Source organism: Vibrio sp. 1402, assembly GCF_033340275.1.
This window is the reverse complement of the sequence record NZ_JAWOWE010000006.1, coordinates 212,275-238,867: the sequence shown is the minus strand read 5'-3', so window position 1 is coordinate 238,867 and position 26,593 is coordinate 212,275. Positions and strand designations below refer to the sequence as shown.

Annotated in this window: 23 protein-coding genes; 11 read left to right on the top strand and 12 right to left on the bottom strand. The window is 43.6% G+C overall.

All coding sequences use genetic code 11. The annotated features are described in order from the left end of the window. Window positions 1–10 precede the first annotated feature (10 nt). Window positions 11–1,195 carry an NnrS family protein gene (locus R7044_RS13895; protein WP_064376474.1) on the bottom strand — a complete coding sequence of 395 codons (1,185 nt, stop codon included), beginning with the start codon at window positions 1,193–1,195 and terminating at the stop codon, window positions 11–13. 184 nt (window positions 1,196–1,379) lie between these two features. On the opposite strand from R7044_RS13895, the gene R7044_RS13890 reads away from it, so the two are divergent. Beyond that, a complete protein-coding gene (locus tag R7044_RS13890) occupies window positions 1,380–1,931 on the top strand; it encodes a gamma-glutamylcyclotransferase family protein (protein ID WP_042521366.1) in 552 nt (183 codons plus the stop codon). Between the two features lie 38 nt (window positions 1,932–1,969). Here R7044_RS13890 and R7044_RS13885 read toward each other — a convergent pair whose 3' ends face one another. Then, window positions 1,970–2,557: an outer membrane beta-barrel protein gene (locus tag R7044_RS13885; protein WP_017820436.1), complete on the bottom strand. Its 588-nt coding sequence runs from the start codon at window positions 2,555–2,557 to the stop codon at window positions 1,970–1,972. Between the two features lie 420 nt (window positions 2,558–2,977). Between R7044_RS13885 and ebgR the strand changes: the two genes are divergently transcribed. Further along, the gene (ebgR, locus tag R7044_RS13880; protein ID WP_225455631.1) at window positions 2,978–3,964 is read left to right on the top strand and encodes a transcriptional regulator EbgR; all 987 of its coding nucleotides are present in this window, start codon (window positions 2,978–2,980) and stop codon (window positions 3,962–3,964) included. A 170-nt stretch (window positions 3,965–4,134) separates the two neighbouring features. On the opposite strand, the gene R7044_RS13875 is transcribed toward ebgR, so the two are convergent. After that, a complete protein-coding gene (locus R7044_RS13875) occupies window positions 4,135–5,052 on the bottom strand; it encodes a LysR family transcriptional regulator (RefSeq protein ID WP_153015675.1) in 918 nt (305 codons plus the stop codon). Window positions 5,053–5,164: 112 nt separating this feature from the next. On the opposite strand from R7044_RS13875, the gene chrA reads away from it, so the two are divergent. After that, window positions 5,165–6,304 (top strand): chromate efflux transporter, encoded by a 1,140-nt coding sequence (chrA, locus tag R7044_RS13870; protein WP_017820434.1) that lies wholly within the window; start codon window positions 5,165–5,167, stop codon window positions 6,302–6,304. A gap of 123 nt (window positions 6,305–6,427) precedes the next feature. Here the strand turns inward: chrA and R7044_RS13865 are convergent, their stop codons facing one another. Then, complete coding sequence (locus tag R7044_RS13865) at window positions 6,428–7,072, bottom strand: helix-turn-helix transcriptional regulator (protein WP_005380169.1); 645 nt, start codon at window positions 7,070–7,072, stop codon at window positions 6,428–6,430. Between the two features lie 568 nt (window positions 7,073–7,640). Here R7044_RS13865 and R7044_RS13860 point away from each other — a divergent pair. Genes R7044_RS13860 through R7044_RS13845 form a run of 4 tightly spaced genes read left to right on the top strand, consistent with a single transcriptional unit; the run spans window position 7,641 to window position 10,218 of the window. After that, window positions 7,641–8,570 (top strand): hypothetical protein, encoded by a 930-nt coding sequence (locus R7044_RS13860; protein WP_005391691.1) that lies wholly within the window; start codon window positions 7,641–7,643, stop codon window positions 8,568–8,570. A gap of 20 nt (window positions 8,571–8,590) precedes the next feature. Beyond that, entirely contained in the window at window positions 8,591–8,914 is a 324-nt protein-coding gene (locus R7044_RS13855) for a hypothetical protein (RefSeq protein WP_005380167.1), read from the top strand. 5 nt (window positions 8,915–8,919) lie between these two features. After that, on the top strand, window positions 8,920–9,597 hold the full coding sequence (locus tag R7044_RS13850; protein ID WP_005380165.1) for a C39 family peptidase: 678 nt from the start codon (window positions 8,920–8,922) through the stop codon (window positions 9,595–9,597). 54 nt (window positions 9,598–9,651) lie between these two features. Next, window positions 9,652–10,218 (top strand): hypothetical protein, encoded by a 567-nt coding sequence (locus R7044_RS13845; protein ID WP_064376472.1) that lies wholly within the window; start codon window positions 9,652–9,654, stop codon window positions 10,216–10,218. Window positions 10,219–10,448: 230 nt separating this feature from the next. Here the strand turns inward: R7044_RS13845 and R7044_RS13840 are convergent, their stop codons facing one another. Next, window positions 10,449–11,444 carry a transporter gene (locus tag R7044_RS13840; protein WP_005380160.1) on the bottom strand — a complete coding sequence of 332 codons (996 nt, stop codon included), beginning with the start codon at window positions 11,442–11,444 and terminating at the stop codon, window positions 10,449–10,451. Window positions 11,445–11,920: 476 nt separating this feature from the next. On the opposite strand from R7044_RS13840, the gene R7044_RS13835 reads away from it, so the two are divergent. Beyond that, window positions 11,921–13,612, top strand: a complete 1,692-nt coding sequence (locus R7044_RS13835; RefSeq protein ID WP_025768211.1) for an AMP-binding protein — start codon at window positions 11,921–11,923, stop codon at window positions 13,610–13,612. 68 nt (window positions 13,613–13,680) lie between these two features. On the opposite strand, the gene R7044_RS13830 is transcribed toward R7044_RS13835, so the two are convergent. After that, entirely contained in the window at window positions 13,681–13,881 is a 201-nt protein-coding gene (locus tag R7044_RS13830) for a DUF1127 domain-containing protein (protein WP_224721253.1), read from the bottom strand. A 106-nt stretch (window positions 13,882–13,987) separates the two neighbouring features. Between R7044_RS13830 and R7044_RS13825 the strand changes: the two genes are divergently transcribed. After that, entirely contained in the window at window positions 13,988–14,935 is a 948-nt protein-coding gene (locus tag R7044_RS13825) for a LysR substrate-binding domain-containing protein (protein WP_017820432.1), read from the top strand. A gap of 118 nt (window positions 14,936–15,053) precedes the next feature. Here R7044_RS13825 and fusA read toward each other — a convergent pair whose 3' ends face one another. Both fusA and radA read right to left on the bottom strand, forming a co-directional pair. After that, entirely contained in the window at window positions 15,054–17,144 is a 2,091-nt protein-coding gene (gene fusA / locus R7044_RS13820) for an elongation factor G (protein ID WP_005386444.1), read from the bottom strand. Window positions 17,145–17,359: 215 nt separating this feature from the next. Continuing rightward, window positions 17,360–18,739 (bottom strand): DNA repair protein RadA, encoded by a 1,380-nt coding sequence (gene radA, locus R7044_RS13815; RefSeq protein ID WP_005386443.1) that lies wholly within the window; start codon window positions 18,737–18,739, stop codon window positions 17,360–17,362. 136 nt (window positions 18,740–18,875) lie between these two features. Between radA and R7044_RS13810 the strand changes: the two genes are divergently transcribed. Continuing rightward, on the top strand, window positions 18,876–21,224 hold the full coding sequence (locus R7044_RS13810; protein WP_064376471.1) for a PilZ domain-containing protein: 2,349 nt from the start codon (window positions 18,876–18,878) through the stop codon (window positions 21,222–21,224). Window positions 21,225–21,286: 62 nt separating this feature from the next. On the opposite strand, the gene serB is transcribed toward R7044_RS13810, so the two are convergent. Then, entirely contained in the window at window positions 21,287–22,267 is a 981-nt protein-coding gene (serB, locus tag R7044_RS13805; protein WP_005380142.1) for a phosphoserine phosphatase, read from the bottom strand. A 91-nt stretch (window positions 22,268–22,358) separates the two neighbouring features. On the opposite strand from serB, the gene R7044_RS13800 reads away from it, so the two are divergent. After that, the gene (locus R7044_RS13800) at window positions 22,359–22,964 is read left to right on the top strand and encodes a YtjB family periplasmic protein (RefSeq protein WP_005391677.1); all 606 of its coding nucleotides are present in this window, start codon (window positions 22,359–22,361) and stop codon (window positions 22,962–22,964) included. A 95-nt stretch (window positions 22,965–23,059) separates the two neighbouring features. On the opposite strand, the gene deoD is transcribed toward R7044_RS13800, so the two are convergent. The 3 genes from deoD to deoA all read right to left on the bottom strand — a co-directional run bounded on the left by deoD (window position 23,060) and on the right by deoA (window position 26,540). Continuing rightward, window positions 23,060–23,779 (bottom strand): purine-nucleoside phosphorylase, encoded by a 720-nt coding sequence (gene deoD / locus R7044_RS13795; RefSeq protein ID WP_005380140.1) that lies wholly within the window; start codon window positions 23,777–23,779, stop codon window positions 23,060–23,062. Between the two features lie 143 nt (window positions 23,780–23,922). After that, window positions 23,923–25,143, bottom strand: coding sequence for a phosphopentomutase (locus R7044_RS13790; protein ID WP_053349841.1), 1,221 nt, complete (start codon window positions 25,141–25,143; stop codon window positions 23,923–23,925). Window positions 25,144–25,211: 68 nt separating this feature from the next. After that, window positions 25,212–26,540 carry a thymidine phosphorylase gene (gene deoA / locus R7044_RS13785; RefSeq protein WP_064376470.1) on the bottom strand — a complete coding sequence of 443 codons (1,329 nt, stop codon included), beginning with the start codon at window positions 26,538–26,540 and terminating at the stop codon, window positions 25,212–25,214. Window positions 26,541–26,593 lie beyond the last annotated feature (53 nt).

The window sequence follows — 26,593 nt, the reverse complement described above, 5'->3', positions numbered from 1 at the left end:
CATTAGAATCTTATCCGGGGTGACCATCCACACGAGGGGTCACAAGCATCACACCAAAGCGCCACACAAACAGCCCAAACGCAACAATCCATAATCCGCCGCTGATATCAATCCACAGCATCATGTTCGCCGGGTCAAAGATCACGGCGAAACTGCGAACCAAAGCTGCCGCGGTAATCGCTGTAAACGCAAGGCTCATGTTTGGCCCTTTGTAGATCATGCGACCAGTATGTCCCATCGTCACCCGTGCAATCATCGCTAAAATCAAACCGCCTAACGCACCTATCGCAAACAGGTGAATGAGGTTATGGCTGGCAAATGCATCTCCCCAGACGCCTCGCAAAATTAAGCTTAGTGGTAAACACAAATACGCAGCATGCAGCGACCACACTAAAGGCTCGCTCAGGGTTAACCAAGGTTTCCAGCGAACAAAACGCACCAACTGAGCAACACCTGCAAATAGCATCAAAGGACTACCTAGTTCTGCAAACGTCACAGGGAAAAAGCTCAGCACAAATAGCATTACCAATGGCAAGTTCGCGAACCACTCTAACCAAGCCAATGGTTGCGCTTTTTCGAAATTAAATCGACGCGCAGTAAAAAATGGAATCACACGTCCGCCCATCACTGACAACAGCAAGGTAAACCACCACAGCATTGCTTGCCACACCGCTGAAGAGCTAAAGGGCGGCATACCTTTTATCGTTGCGTAGCTTGCAAAGTTCGCAAAGATGGCCAAAAGAAACAGTGGAACGAAAAACAAATTACGCCAACCTTTGGCTCGATACACACGAATGCCCACCTCATAGGCGATAAACAGTAAAAATACCGCTTCGATACTGCTGGTTAACCATAACGGTGCTTGTGTCCAAAGCAATATGCGGGGCACTAACCACAAGCCAAATAAAGCCAGAAGCATGTAATGCTTGGTACCATTAATGCCAGTCCAGTTTTGTACCGCGGTCAGTACAAAGCCAACTACGATTGCCATCGAAAAACCGAACAACATTTCATGTACGTGCCACCATAATGCCGGTACAGCTAATGCGTTTGGCTGTCCGCTCTGGAACATCCACACCCACAACGCGATCGCAACAATGGCGTAAATCGACCCAAACAGAAAAAACGGCCGAAAGCCTAATCGCAGCCATGCGGGGATTTTTTCTTCCACTTTTTTATCGGTGATATTCAGCATTATCTTGCCCTCAAGCGTCTCTTGATGCTGGTTGACTCAACTACAATATTGATGCTACCACAAACATGCATAAAAAATACATGTTTATAATTAAGATTATACTTAAGAGGTAAAGTTGTGCTTCAGAGGCGGGTTAGGTATAAACGGTGAGAGACACAACCATCAGTTAAGGGATGCAACGAAGATGTACATATTTGGCTATGGCAGTTTGATTAATTCTGCGTCACGTAAGTTAACCGGACAAACGGGAGAAGCCATTCCCGTCATTGCTCATGGACTGGTGCGCTACTGGGGGAAGATTGACGACAGCTACAGCCTCTCTCCATTAGTGGTGAACCAAGGCGATGGACAGGTTAATGGCGTTTTACTCGAAGTGAATAAAGAAGCGCTCGCAGAATTCGATCGCCGTGAGCGAGGTTATCATCGTATTCAACTGCAGCCAGATCAAATCGAAACAGATGCGAGTTTTAACCAAGAACACGACATTTGGGTTTACGTAAAAGACGAGCCACTACCACCATGCGCAAAGAGCCCAATCATGCAAAGTTATGTTGATACCGTACTGGCAGGTTGCTTGGAAGTTTCCCACGCGTTTGCAGAGCATTTTGTGCGTCACACCATTGGCTGGCAACACGCGAAAGAAAATGACCGCCACCAACCCAAATATGGCAACCTTGCAGGCGTACAAGATCACCATTATGAGTTGATTGATAATCTAATAAAAAAAGGAGCCTAACGGCTCCTTTTTAGTATCTATGTTTTGCTTACGCGAGCTTAAAACTTGTAATCAACACCAACGTACAGGCTGTCAAAATCAAAATCTTCGCTGCCACCGTTTTCGGCATCAATACTTACCGAAGAAGCACGGTAGCCACCAGATACAACCAAACCTGAAGCGAACTCATAACCAGCCTCAACACCGTAGTTAAAGCCTACATCACGACCATCATCGGTAACAGTGCTAGATGATTTCACTTCATAAGAAACACTCATTACACCAAGGCCAGCAATCGCACCAACATAGAAGCCTGTACCTGCAAATTGGTATTTAGGCTTCGCATTGAAATTGAACGCAGAAGCATCAACACTAAATTTAACCGGCCACCCCATGTAAGAAAATGTTTCTTCAAAGTCGCCAAAGTATATGTACTCACCTTCAAAAGCTAGTTTGAAGTTTTCTGAATATTGAAGCTCTTTACCTACAGCAAGGCTAAGACCTGTCGCAGAAAGATCTTTTGACAAGCTTTTAACTTTAAGATCTGAATTTACCAAATCAGCACCAACATACCAGTTACCTTTTGCTTGAACTGATGCTGAAGCAACCACTGCACCTAAAGCCAATAATGGCAATACTTTTTTCATTATAATTTCCTAATTTTTCATACTGTTAGACAGCTTTTAAAAGCGCGGAGATTATAAATAGAGTTGAATACTTTCCTATTGATTTGTTTATAAAATGAGACACAAAACATAAACATGAACAATAAAACGTTTGCTTGATTAAACTCTAAACAGCTCGAGTCCTATTAAGTACTAGAGTTACCACAAGTAGCAAGTTTCCAAACCAGTCGCGTTTTTCAGTATTTTTACAGCAATATAATCCTTACGTTTACGGCTTTATTTATTACTCAATAGAGTCTATTTCATGAAAACAATTTGGCTTGATATGATGATTTAAAGTGTTTAGGACTGTCTTACTAAAGGTTTGTGCATATCTAAGTAGCTGTTTAAAATAGTCAGATTATTGAGCTCACACTTGGGCAGTGCCAACGGGAAATTTACATGGCAAAGCTAAAAGATATCGCCATTGAAGCAGGCGTCTCACTTGCATCCGTATCGCGGGTTTTGAACAACGACCCAACGTTGAGCGTTAAAGAAGAAACCAAATACCGCATTTTGGAAATTGCAGAAAAACTGGAGTACCGCACCAGTAGCTCGAAGAAAGGCATCAAAGAAGCTAAGCAAAAACATCACTTTTTAGCCTTATATAACTACAAACAAGAAACAGAGGTGAATGACCCTTACTACTTATCAATTCGTCATGGGATTGAAACGCAATGCGACAAATTAGGTATTACGCTAACCAATTGCTATAACAGTGAAATTGATGTTGAAACGAAAAAGATAACAGGTGTCCTTTTAGTCGGAAATGTCGACCAAAAGGTAGTAGATAAATTACCTAAACGTCTAGCCGATAGCATTTGCTACATAAACTTTTCAGATCCAACCTGCCCTTATGATTGCGTTGATGTCGACCTTATTCGAATCAGTAGGCAAGTAGTTGATTTCTTTGTACAACGAGGCCACCGCCGCATCGGTTATATTGGCGGTCAAGACAAGCACGACGCAGCTGACACTCGTGAAAATGTGTTTTTGGACTATGGCTATCTAAAAGGCGTGGTCGCAGAACATGATATACACTATTGTGCCTGCTCTAGTTTGTCCGGTTATAACTTAGCGAAAGAGATGCTAGCCAAAGGTGACTTCCCGAAAGCAGTATTCATTGATTCAGACTCCATCGCGATTGGCATAGTACGTGCAATCCATGAATTTGGCTTAAAGATACCAGAGGATATTACGCTGATTAGTATGAATGATATTCCTACTGCTCGCTTTACCTTTCCGCCGTTGTCTACAATTCGTATTCACTCTGAGTTGATGGGAACTCAGGGAGTGAACTTACTAGTGGAAAAATACCGAGATGGACGCTTACTCCCTCTTCATGTATACGTTCAAACAGAGCTTAAACTACGTGGTACAACTCAATGATACCTTTTCCATTAATTTCTTTTATGAATTAAATCTGGAACATCCCCCCCTAACCCAAGATATTCATTTTGCACAATCAGTACTGTTTCGGCGTAACGCCGATAACTCAGCGGGTAGTAAGAAGTTCAACAACAAATCACTCTAAGCACCATGAGTGCCCCAAATGTTTATCATTTAGAGGTGATGGTCGAAGAAACCAACTCGCGTAGCCAAATGCCTTTGTCTTCATTGTTTCGGCTGGAATGCCACAGCATGGCAATATCAAAATCCGCAACGGCGATCGGCGGCTTAACAGTAATGAGATCGTCCGAAAAGCCCTCCGCCAACGCCATTTTTTCTGGCACGATGGCAATGAGATCGCGCTTTTTCAATAGATGCCGAATAGTGAGAAAGTTGCGCGACGCCACGGTGACTTTGCGGCTCAAGCCATGTTCTGCGAGCTTTTGGTCTACTTGTGTCTTTAAGCTCCCATCGGGACTTACCAGAGCTTGCTCGATGTTCGCGAACGCTTCCAGAGACAGCAGTGTTTCCCCTTTCAACACCTGTTTATCACACATGCACACGTGTTTTTCGGTGTACAAGTACAAGCTCTCAAAGTTGTCATCCAACACCGGCATGCTGCCAATAATGACATCGAGCTTTTCGTGCTCAGTTAATGCCACGTAGTTGCTACGATTGACGTTAATAAAACTGATCTGCGCCTCTGGGGCGCGCTGGCGTATTTCGTCATAAAGCCGAGGAGCAAAGATAAACTCGGCATAATCCGTTAACCCGATGCGACATACACCCGCGTAATTTTCAGGTTGGAAGGCAGACTTAGTGAGCAAGTCTTTGGCGATAGAATCCAACAAGTGATGCACAGTTGGCGCGATGTGGTGAGCGTGCTCGGTGGGCTCCATATTGTGCCCTTTTCGCTCAAAAAGCGGGTCGTCAAACAACAACCTTAAACGAGACAAACTATGACTCATCGCCGACTGGCTAACGTAACTTTTCTCTGCCGCGACGCTAACGCTTCGATAGCGATACAAGTAGGAAAACGTCACCAATAAGTTCAAGTCAATGTTGCGCCACTGAATGTCCTCTTTCACTCCAACATCCTCATCCCATTTCATTCATAGATGAAATTAAAATCATCAATTTGAGTCATTTTAGAGCATTCGATAAATTAGCAACAATGCTTTTTAGATAAACAGGCTCGACATGTTCACCATATTCAAAACTTTTTTCTGGCTGGGTTGGTTCAGCTTCGGCGGCCCGGCGGCTCATATTGGTTATTTTCGCCAAACCTTTGTTGAGAAACTGAAATGGCTTGATGACAGCGAGTACGCGCAAATTGTCGCACTCAGTCAGTTTTTGCCGGGACCGGGCTCAAGCCAAGTTGGCTTTGCTTTAGGTTATAAACGCGGCGGTTTAGGTGGCGCATGCGCAGCATTTGTCGGATTCACTCTTCCTTCGGTGATCATCATGTTGGCGCTGGCGATGGTGAGCAGCCAAATCACCGACACCGCAGTGTTCCAAAACATCGTTCACGGCCTAAAACTGCTCGCAGTCGTCGTCGTGGCGGATGCGACTTGGGGCATGTACAAAAACTTCTGCCAAAGTAAACTGACCGCGGGTTTGTGCGTCGCGACTGCGATTGCGTTGCTGGTGGCACCAAGCATCATGACGCAAATGTTCGTGTTGATCGCAGCAGGTTTTGTCGGTACGCGATATCTGAAGAAAGACTCCGCGTCATCAGCCGAGCCGTTTAAACCGTCTATCGCGCCATTGGCTCTATTTGCGGTGCTTTTACTCGGCTTACCATTAGTGGCTCATACGTTACCTTTGCTTGGGCTGTTTAGTGATTTTTTCCAAGCTGGTAGTTTAGTGTTTGGTGGCGGTCATGTGGTGCTGCCGCTTCTGCAAAACATTGTTGGCGACCAGCTCAGCCAAGATGCATTTTTAACAGGCTACGCCGCTGCACAAGCTGTACCGGGGCCAATGTTCACCTTTGCGACTTTTATCGGTTATGAGCTTTCGGATACGCCAATTTTAGGCGCTCTGATCGCAACGCTTGGCGTATTCCTCCCAGGGTTTCTTTTACTGCTTGGCGTTCTTAAAAACTGGCAAGCACTGGCAGGCAAACCGCTGGTCTCCGGCGCCATCAACGGTGTAAATGCCTCGGTAGTAGGGTTGCTACTCGCGGCACTTTACCAGCCAGTATTTAGCAGCGCAGTTGTTGCTCCCATCGACATGGCGTTAGTGATTGCGGGTTTCTATCTACACAAAAAGCTCAACCTTTCGGTACTATGGATGATCGTGTTTTTTGTGGCAGCAGGCCTTGTCACGGGCATGATGTAGCCTGCTGATACGCCAACTATTGAATCTAGATAAACCACGGGCACTCAAATACGAGTGCCCTTGCTTAGATTAGATAGTGAAAACGGAACAGACCCCGATAAAAAGAGCATCACAAATTGTGACTTAACTTCTCTCGGTTAAGCCATTGTTCATTCTTACCAACTTAACCGCATCATGACGAGAATGGACATCGAGTTTTTTGTACAACTTGTATATATGGCTTTTCACTGTACTTTCAGATAAAAAAAGTCTTGAAGCAATTTGTTGATTTGAAATGCCGTACACAAGTAGCTCTAGAATCTGTTTTTCTCTGCATGTTAACTCATCATGCTGCTGTTCTTCGGACAAATTTGCATGCCGATAATTGAGGACTAACTTCTCTAGGTACATTCTTGGTAGCCACAACCCACCTTTCAGTACGTATTCCGCGCCATCACATATATGTGTCACTGATGCACTTCGGAGCAAAATTCCTTTTAACAACTTCCAATGCAGTAAGTCCGTTTGTACTTTTTCACAAGGGACGTTGTGAAGCATAAAGGACCACCCAAATAGATCAAAATCTGGTAACTTTCCTTGTACTTCAAGCTGACGCATAAAATCGTAATCAATAAACATCAAATCGATACTGAGTGAGTGACTTCTGAACACCACTTCATCTGGTTGCATTATCTTTACATCGACATCATGAATGGAAGACAGCTGTTTTTTTATTAAGTTACTTTGTAAATTACTCTCAGCTAGCAGTATCAAGTGCTTCTTTTCCATAGTCCCACCACATTAACTTACCTGTTTCACCAACCCCCGTTAGAAAATTAATTGGGGATAGCAAAGAGAATTTATCTTCATTTTAAGTAGAAAATATAGCACTTCAGAATGATATCGCATTGCTTTTCAGCACCGAAAAAGACTTAAAAAGTATGAACATGTTATATTTTTATCCATACTTTTCAACCTGTGTTAGCATAAGGATATGATTTATAATATTAAATAATAAAGATAATAATTGGATAAAATACCATTTATAAAAAATGGATGACTGCTCCGCTCAGTGCAATAGAACGAATTACTTCTTTATATTGGCTTCATTTCATACTTGATGAGTACTTAAAGTAAATACAAAAAATAACATTATGATTATGTTATTTTTTTCTTTAACACCTTAAAGAGACGCACCTAAATACTCCCTTCCAGCCTGAATCATTCTCAATAATGAGAACAGCTTTCACTGATCCTTTCTTATAATTTCATCGCTTCCCACAACATTTGAAGGAAGCAGCAAGAAGTTAAGTGCAGTCATTTTTAATCAGGAATAACAGGAAATGGAGTAATCGTTATGACTCTAAACAAAACAGGGCTTGCTTTAGCAATGTCAGCAATTTTATTTAGTGGCTCTCTAATCGCGAATGAGATCGATGATGGAGACGACAACATGCAATGGACTGACAGCGCTAATACCGATATCGGTTTATCTGGCAGCTTCAATGATAACAGTGACAATAGCGCATCTCTCGGTGTTGGTGATAGCTTCAACGACAACAGCGATAATAGTGCGTCACTAGGTATTGGTCATAGCTTCAACGACAACAGCGACACTGACAACAGTGCAACTCTTGGTGTTGATGACAGCTTTAATAACAACAGCGACAACTCAAACTCGAGCACTAACACAGCTCAAAGCCACAACGACAATAGTACGTCTAACGCTAACGACAACAGTACCAGTGCTGATCTTGATGTGAGCCTAAATAGTGATAGTAGTGACTCAAGTACTAACACAAATAGAAGCCACAACGACAACAGCGACTCTAGTACTACTGTAAGACGTAGCAACAACGACAACAGTGACTCTAGTATCAACAGTAGCTTTAACGATAACAGCGATAATCGTAATCAAAGCGACAACCGTAACCAGAGTGATAACCGTAGCTACGCTGATTCAAGCACAACAAACTCGAACAGCTTTAACGACAATAGTAACTATCAAAGTGACTCGAGCTCAACAAATGTTGATAGCTTCAATCAAGTCCATATGGATACAGATATGGTTGTTGCGAGCTCAAGCCTAATGGGTGGTGTTACAGGTGCATCAGTTATTTATGCAACTAACGCGGATGATACTCGAGTTCGAGTTGAAAACATGAACACCCTTGGTGGTCTTGGTGGTGCAGCTGGTATTACTACCGTTGGTCAAAATGCTGGTTCAAATTCACTTGTACAACAATCTGTTACAACTAATGCAAGTGTGTTTACTGGGGGTGAGTAACCGACTAGTAGGAGAAAGCGATGCGTTTGGCAATCTGTACTTTGAGTATGATAGTTGCCTGCACTGCACTCGCTGATGACATTGCATTATCTGGCGGAGAAGTTAGCTTGGATATCATGAATGAATCAAGAGGTGGACAAAATGTTGAACTCGACTTGGTTTATGCAGAATCAGATATCAATGGTATTTCGTCAGATAATGTCGCGTCAAACACCGTGAGTGGTAACAATATACTATCAAGTGGAGCGTTCGCAGACAGTTCGGGTATATCCAACGTAATTCAGAACAGCGGAAACAACGTTTTAATCCAGAACTCTACCGTCGTTAACCTGACACTCAAGTAAACAATATGAAAGTATTAAATAACTTAATTTGGCTGATGCTCGTTTATTCAGCATCAGCCATTTCATTAGAACTGCTACCTTACCGAGCACATTACTCTGTTCCTGTTAAAAGCTACAAAGAAATAGTGTTCGGTGATGTTTTTCGCCAACAGTATGACTTCAGCTGTGGCTCTGCCGCCCTGGCTTCTCTTCTCACTTTTCATTATGCAACAGAGTCATCTGAACAAGATATCTTCAAAAGCATGTTTGAAAAAGGTGATAAAGAAAAAATCAAAGAGAAAGGTTTTTCTTTGTTGGATATGAAGTTTTACTTGGATTCCATAGGGTTACGTTCTGACGGCTTTCAAGTAGGATTGGAGAAAATTAAAGAAGTCGGCGTCCCTGGGATTACTCTCGTTAATTTCGATGGGTATATGCATTTTGTTGTCATCAGAGGTATAAACAATCACTCAGTTATTCTAGGAGACCCTTCTAGAGGAACCATGATAATGAAACTGGATGAGTTTGAAAAATATTACCAAGGAATTGTGTTACTGGTCCGTAACGAAGCGGAAATGGGAAGGTCTAGCTTTATAACCAATGATAATTTCACCGTATATCAAAGATCACCATTAAAAACAGGAGTGTCTAGAGATTCCTTAGGGGTATTTAGCATTACTCTCCCAGTTTCCGGTGAAAATTAATATACCATTGTTTTAAATAACTTTAAGAACTAAACAACCTGAAAGGCCTGCATTATGAACTACAATAAATTTTTGTTAGTGCTTTGTATGCTAATACCTCATTTTAATGTGAATGCTAAAGATGTTGGCCTGCAAGAACTTACTCCTCTTTCAAATTCATCTTTAGAAGAATATCGAGGTGGTTTCCAAATTACGGACGAGTATATTATTAATATTGGATTAAGCATTACTACGACTATAAATGGCGATGATATTTTGAACACAAACATTGCCAACTTAGTAATTGAAAATGGTAATTTAAAAAACATTAGCGCAAATAGTGAAAATCAAAGTGGAGATGTTTTCAACCAGGGTATTGTTAACATCATACAATTTGGTGAAGGCAATATTATTGGAGATGATTCTATAGATTCACCCAAAATGCCTTCGTCTCAAAATCCTAATATAATAAGTTCAGACTTTATAAATTCAAGTATTATCAATATTATTCAAAACACGAAAGATAACAGTATTATTGGACTTAGCACGCTCGTAGACATTGATGCTCAAGTAAATGGGGTAATACGGGAAATCAAAGCAAACCAACAATTAGAAGACGCCTTATTGAACCACCTTCAATGAGCATTTCCATTTTTATCTGAAAAATTGTCACGTTAAGCTTCTTTGATATTAGAAACGACTGATATCTATGATTACATACCAAAAGAAAGTTCGATATATCAATCGGCCACCATCATTTAAAGAATATATACCTACTTTATCCAATATAATCCAATCAATTTATAATGCGAACACTAGGCGCTAACGATAAATTAGGCCCAAGACTCAAGGGCCTAGGCCTAATATCCATTTTACAAATTAAAAGGTACTCGTACTGTTAATTGAAAGTCGGGAGTATCTTCTGTAAGACCAGCTTGAGCACTAACATTGATAGATGAGCGTTCACTAAAGGCATAGTTTATACCAAAAGTTAATGCATCTAATTGAAGCAACTTAGCATCATCTGCCGATCTGCCATTTACTTTGCTTTTTAAAATAGTTTTATGGCTAAGTCCTAAAGAGAATGAAAGATCGGGATTCACCGCAAACCCCATTCCCCCTGAAAGAGAAATAGTGTCTCCAAGTTCAACATCAGCTTTTGTGTCGCCAACTGTAACAGTATCCTCTAAGTTATAAATATAACTTAGACTAGCGAACAAGACCGCAGGATCAACAGGGTGAATAAGAGATAAATTAGGCTCAAAACTCCAAAAACCCGAACCTGTAGGGACATCACTAAATGAGTTGCTTCCATCTTCAATAGAAACATCATAAGGCGATCGTCCTGTATCCGACTTTACTCTAAGGCCACCTACCCAGTATGGCGCAGACTCAAAGTTAAACTGGTGCCTCAATGCGAACTCTACATCACCAAGCCCTCCGCCATCCACCGTTGTGTTTACTACTTCACTGTTTGAACCATCTTGAATGGGGCGCGTAGAAACTTGGTCATTACGATACACATACGGCACTCTAACTTCTAACTCTGTGGCGTTTGTTAAACCGTACCGAGCAGTTAATCCAACGGTTACTGTAGTCCTATCCGAATCACTCACTTCAATTCGCCCAACAATCAGAGTTGGTAAGACTGTATACCCAACAACAGATACTTTGTTTGAAGAGTTTTGTGTATAGCTTAAAGACGAATCAAATGACCATTTACCTTTAGGTGTGAGAACGCCTGGGCGCTCAATAACATCACCAACCGTTTGGGCGCGCTGAGGAATATCATCTCCTTCAGCACCATATGCATTCCCCGCAATGAATAAACTACAAAGATAGGTACCCAGTAAAGTCTTCCGTAACATCACATCTTTCCTTTTGCTGATGATCGTACCCAAGTAATCTCAGGCAATAGCTTGAGGTGAAGCTCCTAACTTTCCAAAGTAAGATTAGTATAGCTACTTCAAAACCACGACATACCTTTAAGTTTGGCGCTTTGAAGAAATTAGGAGACATTTATACTTATCTTCAACACTAAGCCACTAGTTAATAAATAATTAGGATAGATTCTATGTTTTCGCAATATTATTAATAAAATAAATTGCTTACCTGTGCTCTTAGTATGAAGTCGGTATGACATAACAGCTGAAAAGCCTGTTCTCTTTTGCGTAGCATCAATCACATTGCTTTTTAGATCGAGTCGCTCCGACTTCAACCATAACTAACGCTATCTTCCCCACATATTTCATCAAAATGCATTCCCGTGTCGCGATTTAACATGCTAAAGTTAACAATGCGTTAACAATTATAAATACAATGAGAAGACATGGAGTCACTTAAAATGAATCAGCCGAATCTAAATAGCGCTGCTGGTTGCGCTCTCCCACCACCAAATGAAATGATCCTCAAATGGGCTCAAGAGCGTCCAAATGAGGTCTACCTAAAACAAATTATTAACCGACAATTTGTTGAGTACACATTCTCTGATGTTGCAGATCAAGCCTTAAAACTTGTCAGCGCACTACGCTCACTTGGTGTAAAGCCTGGCGACAAAGTCGCATTAGTATCTAAAAACTGTGCAGAATGGTTTATTTGCGATCTTGCTATGATGCTTGGTGACTATGTCAGTGTGCCAATCTTTCCTACCGCCGGTGCAGACACCATCGAATACTGTGTGACTCATAGTGAAAGTAAAGCGATCATTGGCGGAAAACTCGATGATCCCAAAGCAACTCAGCAAGTCATTGATGCTATGCCTGAACTCATTAGCATCGCTCTACCTTATGACACGGCACCAAAGTGTAAGCACGAATACCAAGCGCTCATTGCTGATGCAGTGCCAAGTAAAGAGCGTCCGCAGCATTACGATGACAAGCTAATGTCGTTGGTGTATACCTCAGGCACATCAGGGTTACCGAAAGGCGCGATGCTAACTTACGGCGCATTCAGTTGGTCTGTTCAGCAACTGATCAATCATATTGGTATCCAAGAAAACGACCGATTGTTCTCTTATTTACCGCTCGCTCATATTACAGAGCGTGTTTATATCTTCGGTTCATCGATTATGGGTGGCGTGCCAACAGCATTTCCAGAGTCACTGGACACTTTTATCGAAGATGTGAAGATGCACCGACCAACTCTGTTTATCTCCGTCCCACGATTATGGACGCTATTCCAGCAACGTATTCAAGACAAACTTCCACAGAAGAAGCTCAATATTCTGTTGAAAATCCCATTCGTCAATTCTTTGATCAAGAAAAAGCTAGCAGATGGTCTAGGTTTAGATCAGGCTCGAGTATTAGGCTGTGGCTCTGCACCTGTCTCGCCAGCGCTGTTGGAATGGTACCACTCAGTGGGCCTTGATATCACAGAGGCTTGGGGGATGACGGAATCATTTGCCTACAGCACGCTCAACTACCCATTTAGAGCTGACAAAATCGGTAGTGTCGGTAATGCAGGACCAGGCATTGAGTTAAAAATCGCAGCTGATGATGAAATCATGGTGCGTGGCAAAGGGCTATTTTCTGGCTACTACAAAAATGACATTGCCACCCAAGAGTCTTTTGATTCAGAGGGCTGGCTACACACAGGCGATATCGGCGCTATCGACTCAGATGGTTATCTAACGATTCAAGGCCGTAAAAAAGATAACTTCAAAACCGCCAAAGGTAAATTTGTCTCTCCGGTTCCTATCGAGAAAAAGCTTTTCGAGTACAGTCGCGTAGAGATGATGTGTCTCATCGGTTTAGGGCTACCCGCTCCGATTCTTTTGGTTGTGCCACATGACTTCCCTAACTTTGATCGAGAGCGATACGCACGTACCACACGTAAAGTTATTGCCAGGATGAATCAAGAACTCGCCTCTCATGAGCAAATCAAAGGTGTGTTAATGATTAAAGAACCTTGGAGTATAGAAAATGGCGTACTGACGCCAACGCTTAAAATTAAACGTCATGTGCTCGAACAAAAGTATCATGAGATAGGCCACAATTGGCCAAAAGATGAATTGGTCGTGTGGGAAGAAGACTTGTAATTTTGCTTGCACTCCTCAACACCATTGGGGAGTGCAACTTAACTTTGAGCTTGAATCAAACTCATAAACTACTCTCTCCAGAATGGCTTACTCACTTCACAACTAATCTCCCTTTCACCTAACCCAATATCGTCCCAAAGGTGCTTTGGTAACTCTCTCAAGTGACGACGTGTCTTATAGTTCCTTCTCCAAGCCGCCAGTTTAGAATAAATTAACTGTAACCCGCTCTGATGGGCAGTAGGTATAGTACGCTCACAAGTGTGTGTCATGTTTTCCATTTCAAAGATCCCTATACAATGTTGACCACTTAATAATCAGCGACTACGCTGATATCCTCAAACGATAGAATCTGCCATAGAGTTAAGGAAAACTAATGTGAAAGATCGAATGCCTCCCTTACAGGGCTTGTATTACTTTTTCGTTGCAGCAAAGGAAGGAAGCTTTAAAACGGCAGCAAAAGAACTCTTTGTTACGCCAGCGGCCATTAGTCAGCAAATTCGTCATTTAGAAGAGTTCTTAGGCACGGACCTATTTGTTCGTCAGCACAGAAAAATCGTGCTCACACCTGAGGGAGAGCTACTGTTTAGTCAGGCAGAAAGAGGGTTTGCTCATTTGCAGCAAGGGGTTAGATTAGTCAATCAAGATCCAAACCCGAACCACCTTTCGATATCAACACTCCCCTCTTTCGCTCATCATTGGTTAGTCCCGAAAATTACGGCTTTTCGTCAGCGTCACCCTGATATCGCCTTGCTATTAGAACCAACCAATGATTTGGTGTCTTTTCAAGATAGCCAGATAGATTTATGTGTTCGTTACGGTTTAGGAAAGTACCCCAATTTAGAATCACAATGGCTAATGGACGAAGCTTTTTATCCAGCTTGTCATCCGGTGTACCAGAAAGAGCACGGGATCTATAACATCGAGGATTTAAGCAAAGCTGAGCTGATTGAAGATGTTTGGCCTGATCTTGATTGGAATATGTGGTTAGCAACCTTGGGTCACTGCGCAGCAAAGCCTACCTTAAAATACAGTGGATCACATCTCGTGCTTGAGGCTGCACTATCACTTCAAGGCGTGGCATTAGTAAAACACAGTTTAGCTCATCAATATTTTCGTTCTGGCAAATTGGTCCGAATTGGAGATATCGCTATCAAGCCCAACTTTGCGTATTACTTGTGTGCGCCAAAAGGCTACTTAAAAAGACCTAAAGCTCAATTGTTTGCGCAATGGTTGAAGGAAGAAATAGAAATATTTGAAAAGTCAGTGGTACCAGACTTTAAGACCATTGACCTAAAAGGCAACAGCACTAGAACGGCATCATAACAATCGTCAAAACAAACGCTAAATAGGAATAAAACAAAAACGCTCTGCGTATAAGACTGCTAGATACAAAAAGCCCCGCACTAAGCGGGGCTTTCAAGTTATAGAGTTAACTTAAGAATTACTTCTTAGCGTTACGCTCTTTAACGTCAGCAATTACTTGCTCTGCAACGTTTGTTGGACATGGTGCGTAGTGTGAGAACTCCATAGAGAACTGACCACGACCAGAAGTCATAGTACGTAGAGTACCGATGTAACCAAACATTTCTGATAGAGGTACATCACCCTTGATACGTACGCCAGTAGACGCTGCTTGTTGGTCTTTGATCATACCACGACGACGGTTAAGGTCACCGATTACGTCACCAACGTGATCTTCTGGAGTGAACACGTCAACTTTCATGATTGGCTCAAGAAGTTGCGCGCCAGCTTTAGGCATAGACTGACGGAATGCACCTTTCGCTGCGATTTCGTAAGCGATAGCTGAAGAGTCAACTGCGTGGAAACCACCGTCGAATAGTTCAACTTCAACGTCTAGAGTAGGGAAGCCAGCTAGAACACCGTGCTCCATCATTGACGCAAAGCCTTTCTCAACTGCAGGCCAGAATTCTTTAGGTACGTTACCACCAACAACTGTTGATTTGAACGTGAAGCCAGAGTTTGGCTCACCTGGTTTGATGCGGTAATCGATCTTACCGAACTGACCAGAACCACCAGACTGTTTCTTGTGCGTGTAGCTATCTTCGATTGCTTGAGTGATAGTTTCACGGTAAGCAACCTGTGGAGCACCAACTTCTAGCTCAACGCCGTAAGTACGCTTAAGGATATCTACCTTGATGTCTAGGTGAAGTTCACCCATACCTTTCAGGATAGTTTCGCCTGAATCTTCATCAGTCTCAACTTGGAATGATGGATCTTCTGCAACCATTTTACCGATCGCAATACCCATCTTCTCAGAACCGCCTTTATCTTTAGGCTTAACTGCGATAGAGATTACTGGATCTGGGAAGATCATTGGCTCAAGAGTACATTCGTGCTTAGGATCACATAGAGTGTGACCAGTTTGAACGTTCTTCATACCAACTACAGCGATGATGTCACCAGCTTGTGCTGAATCGATCTCGTTACGCTCGTCCGCGTGCATCTCAACCATACGGCCGATACGCTCTGTTTTACCAGTTGCAGAGTTAAGGATTGTGTCACCTTTCTTCATCTTACCAGAGTAGATGCGGATAAAGGTTAGAGCACCGAAGCGGTCATCCATGATCTTAAATGCAAGAGCACGTAGTGGCTCGTCTGCAGATACAGTCGCAACTTCACCAGTTGGCTCACCAGTCTCTGAATCAGTTAGAGGCTGTGGATCAACTTCTGTTGGAGATGGTAGGTAATCAATTACCGCGTCAAGAATAAGTTGGATACCTTTGTTCTTGTACGCTGAACCACAGTAAGTTGGGAAGAATGCTAGATCACGAGTACCTTTACGGATACAACGTTTGATGTCTTCTAGAGATGGCTCTTCGCCTTCTTCTAGGTAAGCCATCATTAGATCTTCGTCTTGCTCTAGAGCAGTTTCGATTAGCATTTCACGGTATTCAGCAGCTTTTTCTACCATGTCTGCTGGAATATCTTGAACTTCGTAGTTCTCTGGTTGGCCAGACTCATCCCATACGTAAGCTTGTTGGCTTAGTACGTCTACAACACCTACGAAATCTTCTTCGATACCGATAGGTAGAGTCATAACTAGAGGTGTAGCACCTAGTACGTTCTGTACTTGATCTACAACTTTGTAGAAATCTGCGCCCATACGGTCTAGTTTGTTAACGAAGATCAGACGTGATACGTGTGATTCGTCAGCGTAACGCCAGTTAGTTTCTGACTGAGGCTCAACACCACCAGAACCACAGAATACACCGATACCACCGTCAAGTACTTTTAGAGAACGGTAAACTTCGATAGTGAAGTCAACGTGTCCAGGAGTATCGATGATGTTTAGACGGTGATCGTTCCAGAAACAAGTTGTTGCTGCAGACTGGATTGTGATACCACGCTCAGCTTCCTGCTCCATGAAGTCAGTAGTAGTTGAACCGTCGTGAGTGTCACCGATCTTATGGATCTTACCAGTTAGCTTTAGGATACGCTCTGTAGAGGTAGTTTTACCCGCGTCTACGTGAGCAAAAATACCAATGTTTCTGTATTTTGATAAATCAGTCATTGTCTTACTCTGTTAATAAGGTATAAAGTGCGCGCAGAGTATATCACATTCTGTCAATACTGATACCCTTGCGTGCGGATGGAAGAAAAAAAATTTTAACGTGAAATTTCCGTCCCCAAAGCATAGTCAAACACAGCAATTTATGTACTTTATTCGCATTTTATTGAGGACGGATAGAACAGTTTGTGATTGCACAAATACCATTCTTATGAGCATTACAGCTCGTCAAAAGCCTCTATAGCTTCCGACAATTTCTTAACGCCGTGAATTTGCATGCCAGGGATGCCACCTTTCGGCATGTTGGCTGCTGGCACGATGGCTTTCTTGAAACCATGTTTGAACGCTTCATTCAAACGCTCTTGCCCACTTGGCACTGGACGGATTTCGCCCGCAAGCCCTACCTCACCAAAAATCACCACATCTTTAGGGAGTGGACGGTCACGAAAACTCGATAAAAGCGCCATAACTAAAGCAAGATCAGCGCTCGTCTCCGTCACCTTAACACCGCCAACCACATTAACAAAGACATCTTGGTCTGCCATTTGTAAGCCACCATGCTTATGCAACACAGCAAGCAAAAGTGATAGGCGGTTCTGCTCCAAGCCGACCGCAACACGACGAGGGTTGGCTAACTGCGAGTAATCCACCAGCGCTTGAATCTCTACTAGTAGAGGGCGCGTGCCTTCCCAAACCACCATGACGGAAGAGCCTGATGTTTCTTCTTCACCACGAGAAAGGAAGATCGCTGATGGGTTACTCACTTCCTTCAATCCTTGGCCTGTCATTGCAAATACACCAAGCTCATTCACAGCACCAAAACGGTTTTTATGACTACGCAAAGTGCGGAATCGGCTATCCGTTCCACCATCGAGTAGTACCGAACAGTCGATAATGTGTTCAAGAACTTTGGGGCCCGCAAGGGTACCATCTTTTGTTACGTGACCAACAATAAATACCGCAACATTATTCTGTTTTGCGTATCGTGTCAGAGCCGTCGCAGATTCACGTACCTGAGCAACACTGCCAGGCGACGATTGAACATCAGAAACGTGCATCACCTGAATCGAGTCTATTACCATTATACGAGGCTGCTCTTTTTCGGCGATTTGGCAAATTTTGTCGACGTTCGTTTCCGATAGCATTTTTAAATGATCTTTCGGCAAGCCCAATCGGGAAGCACGCATTGCCACCTGCTGTAACGACTCTTCACCGGTTACGTAAAGCGTTGGCATTTGCGCAGATAAACTACACATGGTTTGCAACAGAAGGGTTGATTTACCTGCACCAGGGTTACCACCAATCAAAATTGCGGCACCTGGCACAACCCCACCACCCAACACGCGGTCAAGCTCTTTAAACCCACTGGTGAAGCGAGGTACTTCTTGCAGATCAATTTCGGATAGCGTTTGAACCGTAGCTTCTGTTGCGGAACCAGCGTAGCCGCTTAAGCGTTCATTGCGAGCAACGGTTGGCGATGCAGCGATACGTACTTCTGTTATCGTATTCCATGCACCACATGCGTTACACTGCCCCTGCCAACGGGGAAAGTCCGCGCCACAATCATTACAAACATACGCTCGTTTTGCTTTCGCCATGATGCCTCAATTTTTTCTACAAATGTGACTAAGCACAGCCAAGTCAGACCTGAACTGAAATGAACTATTGATATACTTAAGTATTACTTCGCTTAGCCGATACAATTTAAAGTAACGACATACTCTAACAGAAATAATGCAGCAATCTGAAATTCTCTCGCTCGCAGAACGACTCATTCCCGTTTACGGTACGAATGACTTTGACTTTGTCCTTGGCCAACTGACCGAGGAAGAGCCGCCTTCGGCCAAAATTTTGGTTAAAATGGAACTTAACCGCTTAATGGCTCCATGCAAAAAAAGTATTGATTTGCGAGGTCGCGTTCAAGGCGAATGTCGCGAGTATATTTTGGATGGTATTCCACATTGGTTGGATGATGTTGCTTTCAACGCTTACCATAAAAACATCAAAAAGTTTGGCTGCTACACGGAAGGAATGTGGGAAGCATTGGTCAACACGCGAAATAACTTTCGCGTAATGAGCAAGCGCCTTACTCAGCAAAAAACGCAATCGTTAACGGATCCTAAAAGCCCGTTCTTAGCAGAACCCGTTCACCTAGGCTACGATTTAAAGCGCCAAGAAAAACGCTTGAAAGTCCAATCTCAAGTTGAAATTTGCCGTTCTAAAGGACAGCTTCTTCATGGATTAAGCATTGATTTATCTAGCTCTGGCGCAAAGTTCAAAGTCCCTAGCGCATTTAAATATAACCTTGGGGAAATTATTCAGGTCACGTTTACTGAATTTGCCAGCAAATCTAACGTTGCAGGTATAGAGAAACCGCTTGCATACCGCATACTCGCGGTTGATGACTGTTACGAAAATGACTCAGTTCGATACCTCAGAACCATACGCTTAACTGACACCAATGTCGTCACCAGAGTGATAGATGAAGCGCTCAACAGTGCTGCTAAAAGGGCTCGTCACGACAATCAAGACAAGATTATTCGAGCTCGAACTCGCGGTTATGAGCACATCGCACTAAAGCACACCAGCAGCTTGCCTCTATTCTTTGATGGTAGTGACCTAAAATTAGCAATGTTAACGCCAAACAATCAAAAGCTTTGGCAATACTGGCACGATGAGAGAAACCAGCAAATGTTTGGTTCCTTATTCAACGAGCAACGCATCGCGTCACTCATTAAGCCTGGTGTGAAAGGAACAACCAATGTCCTTTATTCATTTACTCACGAGCACGAGAATCGAACCTATTTCTATTCGATGTTTCGCCCTGAAGCAACTCGCGAACAGCGCCAGCTATTTTGGCATTTAGGTGGCAAACGAGAGAGTTGGCGCGCCTTTAGAATTTCAATCTTTGAACTATCAGAGCAAGAACAGGAAGACCTAGCAGCATTCTCTCCAGAGTTGGCAGAAACGTCTCAATCACTGACTCATATTGGTATTTTGCAAGAAATTGCTGACGAAAAGTCAGGGCAGGATTACCTGCTAACTGAAAAGCCGCGCTTACCCGCTAATACGTTAAACGCGTTTCGCCATCCGAGAAGAGTTATTGGCAATCCAAAGGGCATTTATTTTGATGCAAAGTCTCGTCGTAAAGAGCCTCGTTATCGTTTTAAAACACCTTTAGAGTTGTACTCAGGACAAACTAAAACAGGCGGCTGTACTGTTGACCTTTCCAAACGAGGACTCGGAATTAGGCTAAGTGAGCCCACGATGTTACGTTCTGGGCAAGAGGTAAGAATCAACTTTCGAGAATTACAACTCTACGATAAAAAATTGCCGTTAATGTCGGTGCCATACCGAGTAATTCGTGTAAGCCCAGATGGTTGTAGCGTGCAGTTAGTTATTGATGAAAGCAGCCAAACCATGAAGGTAATCGCTTTTTTCAACAGCATTATCGAGCACAATCAAGACAAGCTAATCGCGCAAAAAGAGACGCTACCAAGTAATGCTCTACTTGAAAGGCTGCACTGCATGTTGCTCTCGCGTACGCTGAGCACGCCCATTTTTATCAGTAAGAGTACGTCATCTTCAATAAAAACCCCCGTTATCGGGGTGAACTTGCCGCTACCTAAACACATTGAACTTTTTGCCCGTCTTGGGCATGACCAACTGTTGTCACTTGAACCTATCTTTAAAGGCCGGACAAGCACATTAATCGCAGAGCCAATAAAACGTGTAGAAGGTGCTCAAGCCAGACATCAGGATATCTACATAAGCGCCGTAAAAGTAGGTAATAAAATTACAGGCATTGAGTCAAAGCTTCATCAAGAGTTCAACAGCGTAAAAGAGCGGATTCAATTTATAAAGAAAGCGCGAATGATGGGTGACTTTTACGTGATTCGCCTTTCTACTGCGCCAATTTTCGATCCGATGACATCATTACTGCAACAAGATTTAAGTGACTTAACCCAATTTGGCGTACATCAAGCGAGCAAGTTAGAAAAAGAGTTAACAGCGCTCGTTGGTTACAGTGAATTTGAAGACATTACTGAAGAGGTTGTAATTAGATTGGAGTTAACCGAGTAAATTCAAAGTCATACCAAATTGAAAAAAACACCGCCTTTCTGGCGGTGTTTTTGAATGGATGGTTAAGGTTTAGCTTTCCAGCTGACCTTTTGCTGCTTCACCAATGCGCCAGATAAAATACAGAGCACACCGCCCAACCCTGCAAAGCGAATCGCTGATTGCGCTTGAGCTTCCACTTTTGGTTTTGCGTGATACGCAATCCCTAATCCTGCCACCGACATCATCACAAGATCATTAGCGCCATCACCGACAGCAACCGTGTTGTGCTGCTCAATTTCATATTCATCCGCCAGTTCCACTAGAATGTCAGACTTCATCTGCGCCGTTACCACATCGCCAAGTACTTTACCCGTGAGTTTGCCGTCAATAATTTCTAATTGATTGGAGCGAGCAAAGTCTAAGTCGACTTTATCTTTGATGTAATCAGAGAAGTAAGTAAAACCACCGGAGGCAATCGCTGTTTTCCAGCCCAAGGCTTTCAACGTCGCAATTAGCGCTTCAAAGTCCGGCATGAATGGTAACTGGGAACGAACTTGTTCAAGAATTGATTCATCGGCACCTTTGAGCTTACCAACTCGCTGACGTAAACTTTGCTCAAAATCCAGCTCACCTTGCATGGCACGTTCAGTGACTTCAGCGACCTCATCCCCTACTCCTGCCAGTTTCGCGATTTCATCAATACACTCTATCTGGATCGCCGTTGAATCCATATCAAATACAATCAACCCTTGGGTTGATAGATCGGGCACTTCATTAAGCGAGGCGTAATCTAGGTTGAGACTTTGTAAGATCGTTTCATGTTGAGGAGTCAACTCTCCGGCCATCAGGGCTACTTCATATTGGCCAACTTTCCACGTTTCTAGTATTGGGTTGTAAAAGCCGGTGAAGAAATCAATGTCTTCGAAGTGACTTGGCGAAAGGTACTCAGCAAATACGATCCAGTTTGCTTTTGCTTTATCTAATTGGGAGGCAAATCGAGTCTCGGGTAATCGTTTTAAAAGTGTCGTATGTTTTCTGATAGGCAAGCTTTTTGACGCGTCCATGTATATAATCCCTTATGACTTTGCTAAAACGTTACCTCAACAAACTAAAAAGGCAAGTCTTTGTTTTATTTTAAATGGATGAGTAAAGAGCATGAGTGAATCTTTGTTCTCAGTAAGGAATGCCCTAAGAATTCTGGCACTAATCCTACTGTGTGTGATGTTGTTTATCACAATAAAAAACAGTGTTGTGATCAGTAAGGGTAATGAGAAAATTCAAGCACAACAGCTTGAAACGCTCACCAAAGTTTTGATTTCACAGGCGTCTCTTTCTGCCAGTGAGATGATTTTAACTAAAGATCAAGAACGATTACTTCAGCTAACAAACCAGCTAGCACAAGACCGTTTAGTGTTTGATGCAACAATCTACGATGCACAGGGTGTACGTTTAGCGTCTAGTGAAGAGGCATTATCGGTACGCGAAGTTCTTGGCCTGGATACGCCTTTGGCAACAGCTTCCATTGGTCGCCAGCAGTTGGTTGAACCAGTTTTTGCAGATGGTGCGCTTATCGGTTTTGTTCGCGTGACCTTTGAGACGGGCCGGGTGACGGCTATTTCTGACCACCACTATCGCAAGAGCGATCGTTATATGTACATGATGGTCTTAATGAGCTTTGTCTGTGGTATGTTGTTCATCTTGATTTTACGTCGACAACCGATACGTCGTAAAAAAGCGCCAAACCTGCTGCTAACCAAGTAACTAGGTAGCGCTAACAACTCATATAAAAACAGCCCGCAATGTGTGGGCTGTTTTTTTAGCTCTTGAGAGCGAAAAATAGAATGACTCTTCGTCGCTTACTCTTCGTCACCAAGCAATACTGAATCTAGTGCGATTAGCATCATGTCGTTGAATGTCGTTTGACGCTCGTCAGATGTAGTCTGTTCGCCAGTCTTGATATGATCAGAAACCGTACAGATTGTCAGAGCTTTTGCACCGTATTCTGCCGCAACACCGTAAATACCAGCCGCTTCCATTTCAACACCAACAATGCCGTACTTGTCCATTACATCGAACATTTCTGGATCTGGCGTGTAGAAAAGCTCTGCTGAGAATAGGTTACCAACTTTAACGTCAATACCGCGAGCTTTTGCAGCGTCTTCTGCCGCACGAACCATGTTGTAGTCTGCGATTGCCGCGAAGTCATGACCTTTAAAGCGGATACGGTTCACTTTAGAGTCAGTACATGCACCCATGCCGATCACAACATCACGCACTTTGATGTCTTCATTCACTGCGCCACAGCTGCCAACACGGATGATTTTCTTCACGCCGAAGTCTTTGATTAGTTCAGTCGCGTAAATCGAGCATGATGGGATACCCATACCGTGGCCCATTACCGAGATCTTACGGCCTTTGTATGTGCCTGTGTAACCAAACATATTACGAACGTCACACACTTGAACGACATCTTCGAGGAAAGTCTCTGCGATGTATTTTGCACGTAGTGGATCGCCAGGCATCAGTACGACGTCTGCAAATGCACCCATTTCAGCATTGATATGTGGAGTTGCCATTTTCTTTTCCTTAACCTTTCTCTAGCGCTCCGCGCTTAAGGCGATATAAGCCAGAGTATTCTCATTTCCGACAAGCAGCATTTACATACTGCAAACATAAAACTAGGAGCAATCAAGCTCCTAGTTTTCAAAAACCTAACTAATTATAGGAAGTTCTTACCGTAATCCATTGGAGAAGTACCGAAGTAACTTGCCAATGTTTGACCGATATCTGCGAATGTTTCGCGGCGGCCAAGAGAACCAGCTGGTACTTTTTGACCATAAACCAATACTGGGATGTGCTCACGAGTATGGTCAGTGCCTGGCCATGTTGGGTCACAACCGTGGTCAGCCGTTAGGATAAGCACATCGTCTTCTTTCATCATCTCTAGCACTTCATTGATGCGACCATCGAAGTACTCAAGTGCCGCTGCGTAACCCGCTACGTCACGACGGTGACCGTAAGCTGAGTCGAAGTCTACAAAGTTAGTGAATACGATCGTGTTGTCGCCCGCTTCTTTGATTTGCTCTAGCGTTGCTTCGAACAATGCAGGGATACCTGTCGCTTTCACTTTCTTAGTGATGCCGCAGTTTGCGTAGATATCAGCAATCTTACCAATAGAAACCACGTTGCCTTGCTTCTCTTCAACAAGTTTCTGTAGAACCGTTGCTGATGGTGGCTCAACAGAAAGATCACGACGATTACCTGTACGCTCAAATTGACCTTTACCAGCACCAACAAATGGACGCGCGATAACACGACCAATGTTGTAATCTTCTAGCTCTTCACGTGCGATTTGGCAAAGCTCTAGTAGACGGTCTAGACCGAAAGTCTCTTCGTGACATGCGATTTGGAATACAGAGTCCGCAGAGGTGTAGAAGATTGGTTTGCCAGTCTTCATGTGCTCTTCACCAAGATCGTCAAGAACTTGAGTACCAGATGCGTGGCAGTTACCTAGGAAACCGTCAAGACCTGCACGCTCAAGAATGCGGTCAGTCAGTTCTTTCGGGAAGCTGTTTGCTTTGTCAGTGAAGTAACCCCAGTCAAACAGAACAGGAACACCTGCGATTTCCCAGTGACCAGACGGCGTGTCTTTACCTGAAGAAAGCTCTGCTGCATGACCGTATGCACCAATGATTTCAGCGTCTGCGTCTAGTCCAGGTGCGAAGCGACCTGTCGATTCTTTATGCGCCATTGCCAAACCAAGTTTCGATAGATTTGGAAGGCGAAGTGCACCTTGGCGATTGTCGTTATCTGCTAAGCCTTTTTCACATTGGTCAGCGATGTGACCTAGTGTGTCTGAACCTACATCACCAAATTCTTTAGCGTCGGCAGTTGCACCGATACCGAATGAGTCTAGTACTAAAATAAATGCTCTTTTCATTGCTCGTTCCTTAGGCCCACTCGGCTTTTTATTATGGTTGAGTAGGCCTTGTGTAATTGCTTGTTCTATTAGATATCTTCTGCACGAATTTGGCGGTAAACCTCTGGAGTTGGTGTGTATTCACCACCTACTTTGATTGCACTGCGCAGTGCTTTTGCCGCTTCTTCCCATTGCTCTTCAGTGCGAGCGTGGATGACCGCAAGAGGTTTATCACTGTCTGCGACCTCACCTAGGCGGATGAACTCGTCGAAACCAACTGCGTAGTCGATTTCATCAGTAGCAACACGACGACCACCACCCATAGCAACCACAGCCATGCCGATAGCACGTGTATCCATTGCAGAGACAATGCCCGTTTCTGTTGCGTAAACTGGCTTGATGATTTCTGCTTTTTCTAAGTAGTTGTTGTAGTTTTCTACGAAGTCCGCAGGGCCGCCTAAGCCAGCAACCATCTTGCCGAAGCACTCAGCCGCTTTGCCGTTATCCAGCACTTCCATCAGTTTTGCGCGTGCGTCTTCTGTGTTCTCAGCAAGCTTGCCAAGTACTAACATTTCAGCACATGAAGCCATGGTCACTTCAAGTAGACGAGGGTTACGGTATTCACCTGTTAAGAAACGAACCGCTTCACGAACTTCTACTGCGTTACCCGCTGAAGACGCCAATACTTGGTTCATGTCCGTAAGAATTGCCGTAGTCTTAGTGCCAGCACCGTTTGCTACCGCAACGATTGATTTTGCTAGCTCTTCAGACGCTTCGTAAGTTGGCATAAATGCACCTGAACCCACTTTTACGTCCATCACTAGCGATTCCAGACCCGCCGCCAGTTTCTTAGAAAGGATCGACGCCGTAATCAGGGAGATATTGTCTACCGTTGCGGTAATATCACGAGTAGCGTAAACACGCTTATCCGCAGGAGCAAGGTCACCAGTTTGACCGATGATCGCCACACCAGCGTCTTTGGTTACTTGACCAAAAACATCGTTGCTCGGCGTAATGTTGTAACCAGGGATAGATTCAAGTTTATCCAGCGTACCGCCTGTATGACCAAGACCGCGGCCAGAGATCATAGGTACGAAACCGCCACACGCTGCCACCATTGGGCCAAGCATTAAAGAAGTTACGTCACCCACACCACCGGTTGAGTGTTTGTCGACAATTGGACCACCGAAGTTCATGTGGCTCCAGTCGATAACCATGCCCGAATCACGCATTGCACACGTTAAGGCGATGCGCTCATCCATGGTCATTTCATTAAAGAAAATCGTCATAGCAAACGCCGCAATCTGACCTTCAGATACCGTGTTGTTCGCTACGCCTTGAATAAAGAAGTTGATTTCGTCTGCGGTAAGTACTTCACCGTCACGTTTTTTACGAATGATTTCTTGTGGTAAATACATTAGTGCCTCCCAAGCTCTTTTGAGCCATGGTTGTAGTAGGATAGAAGAGGTTT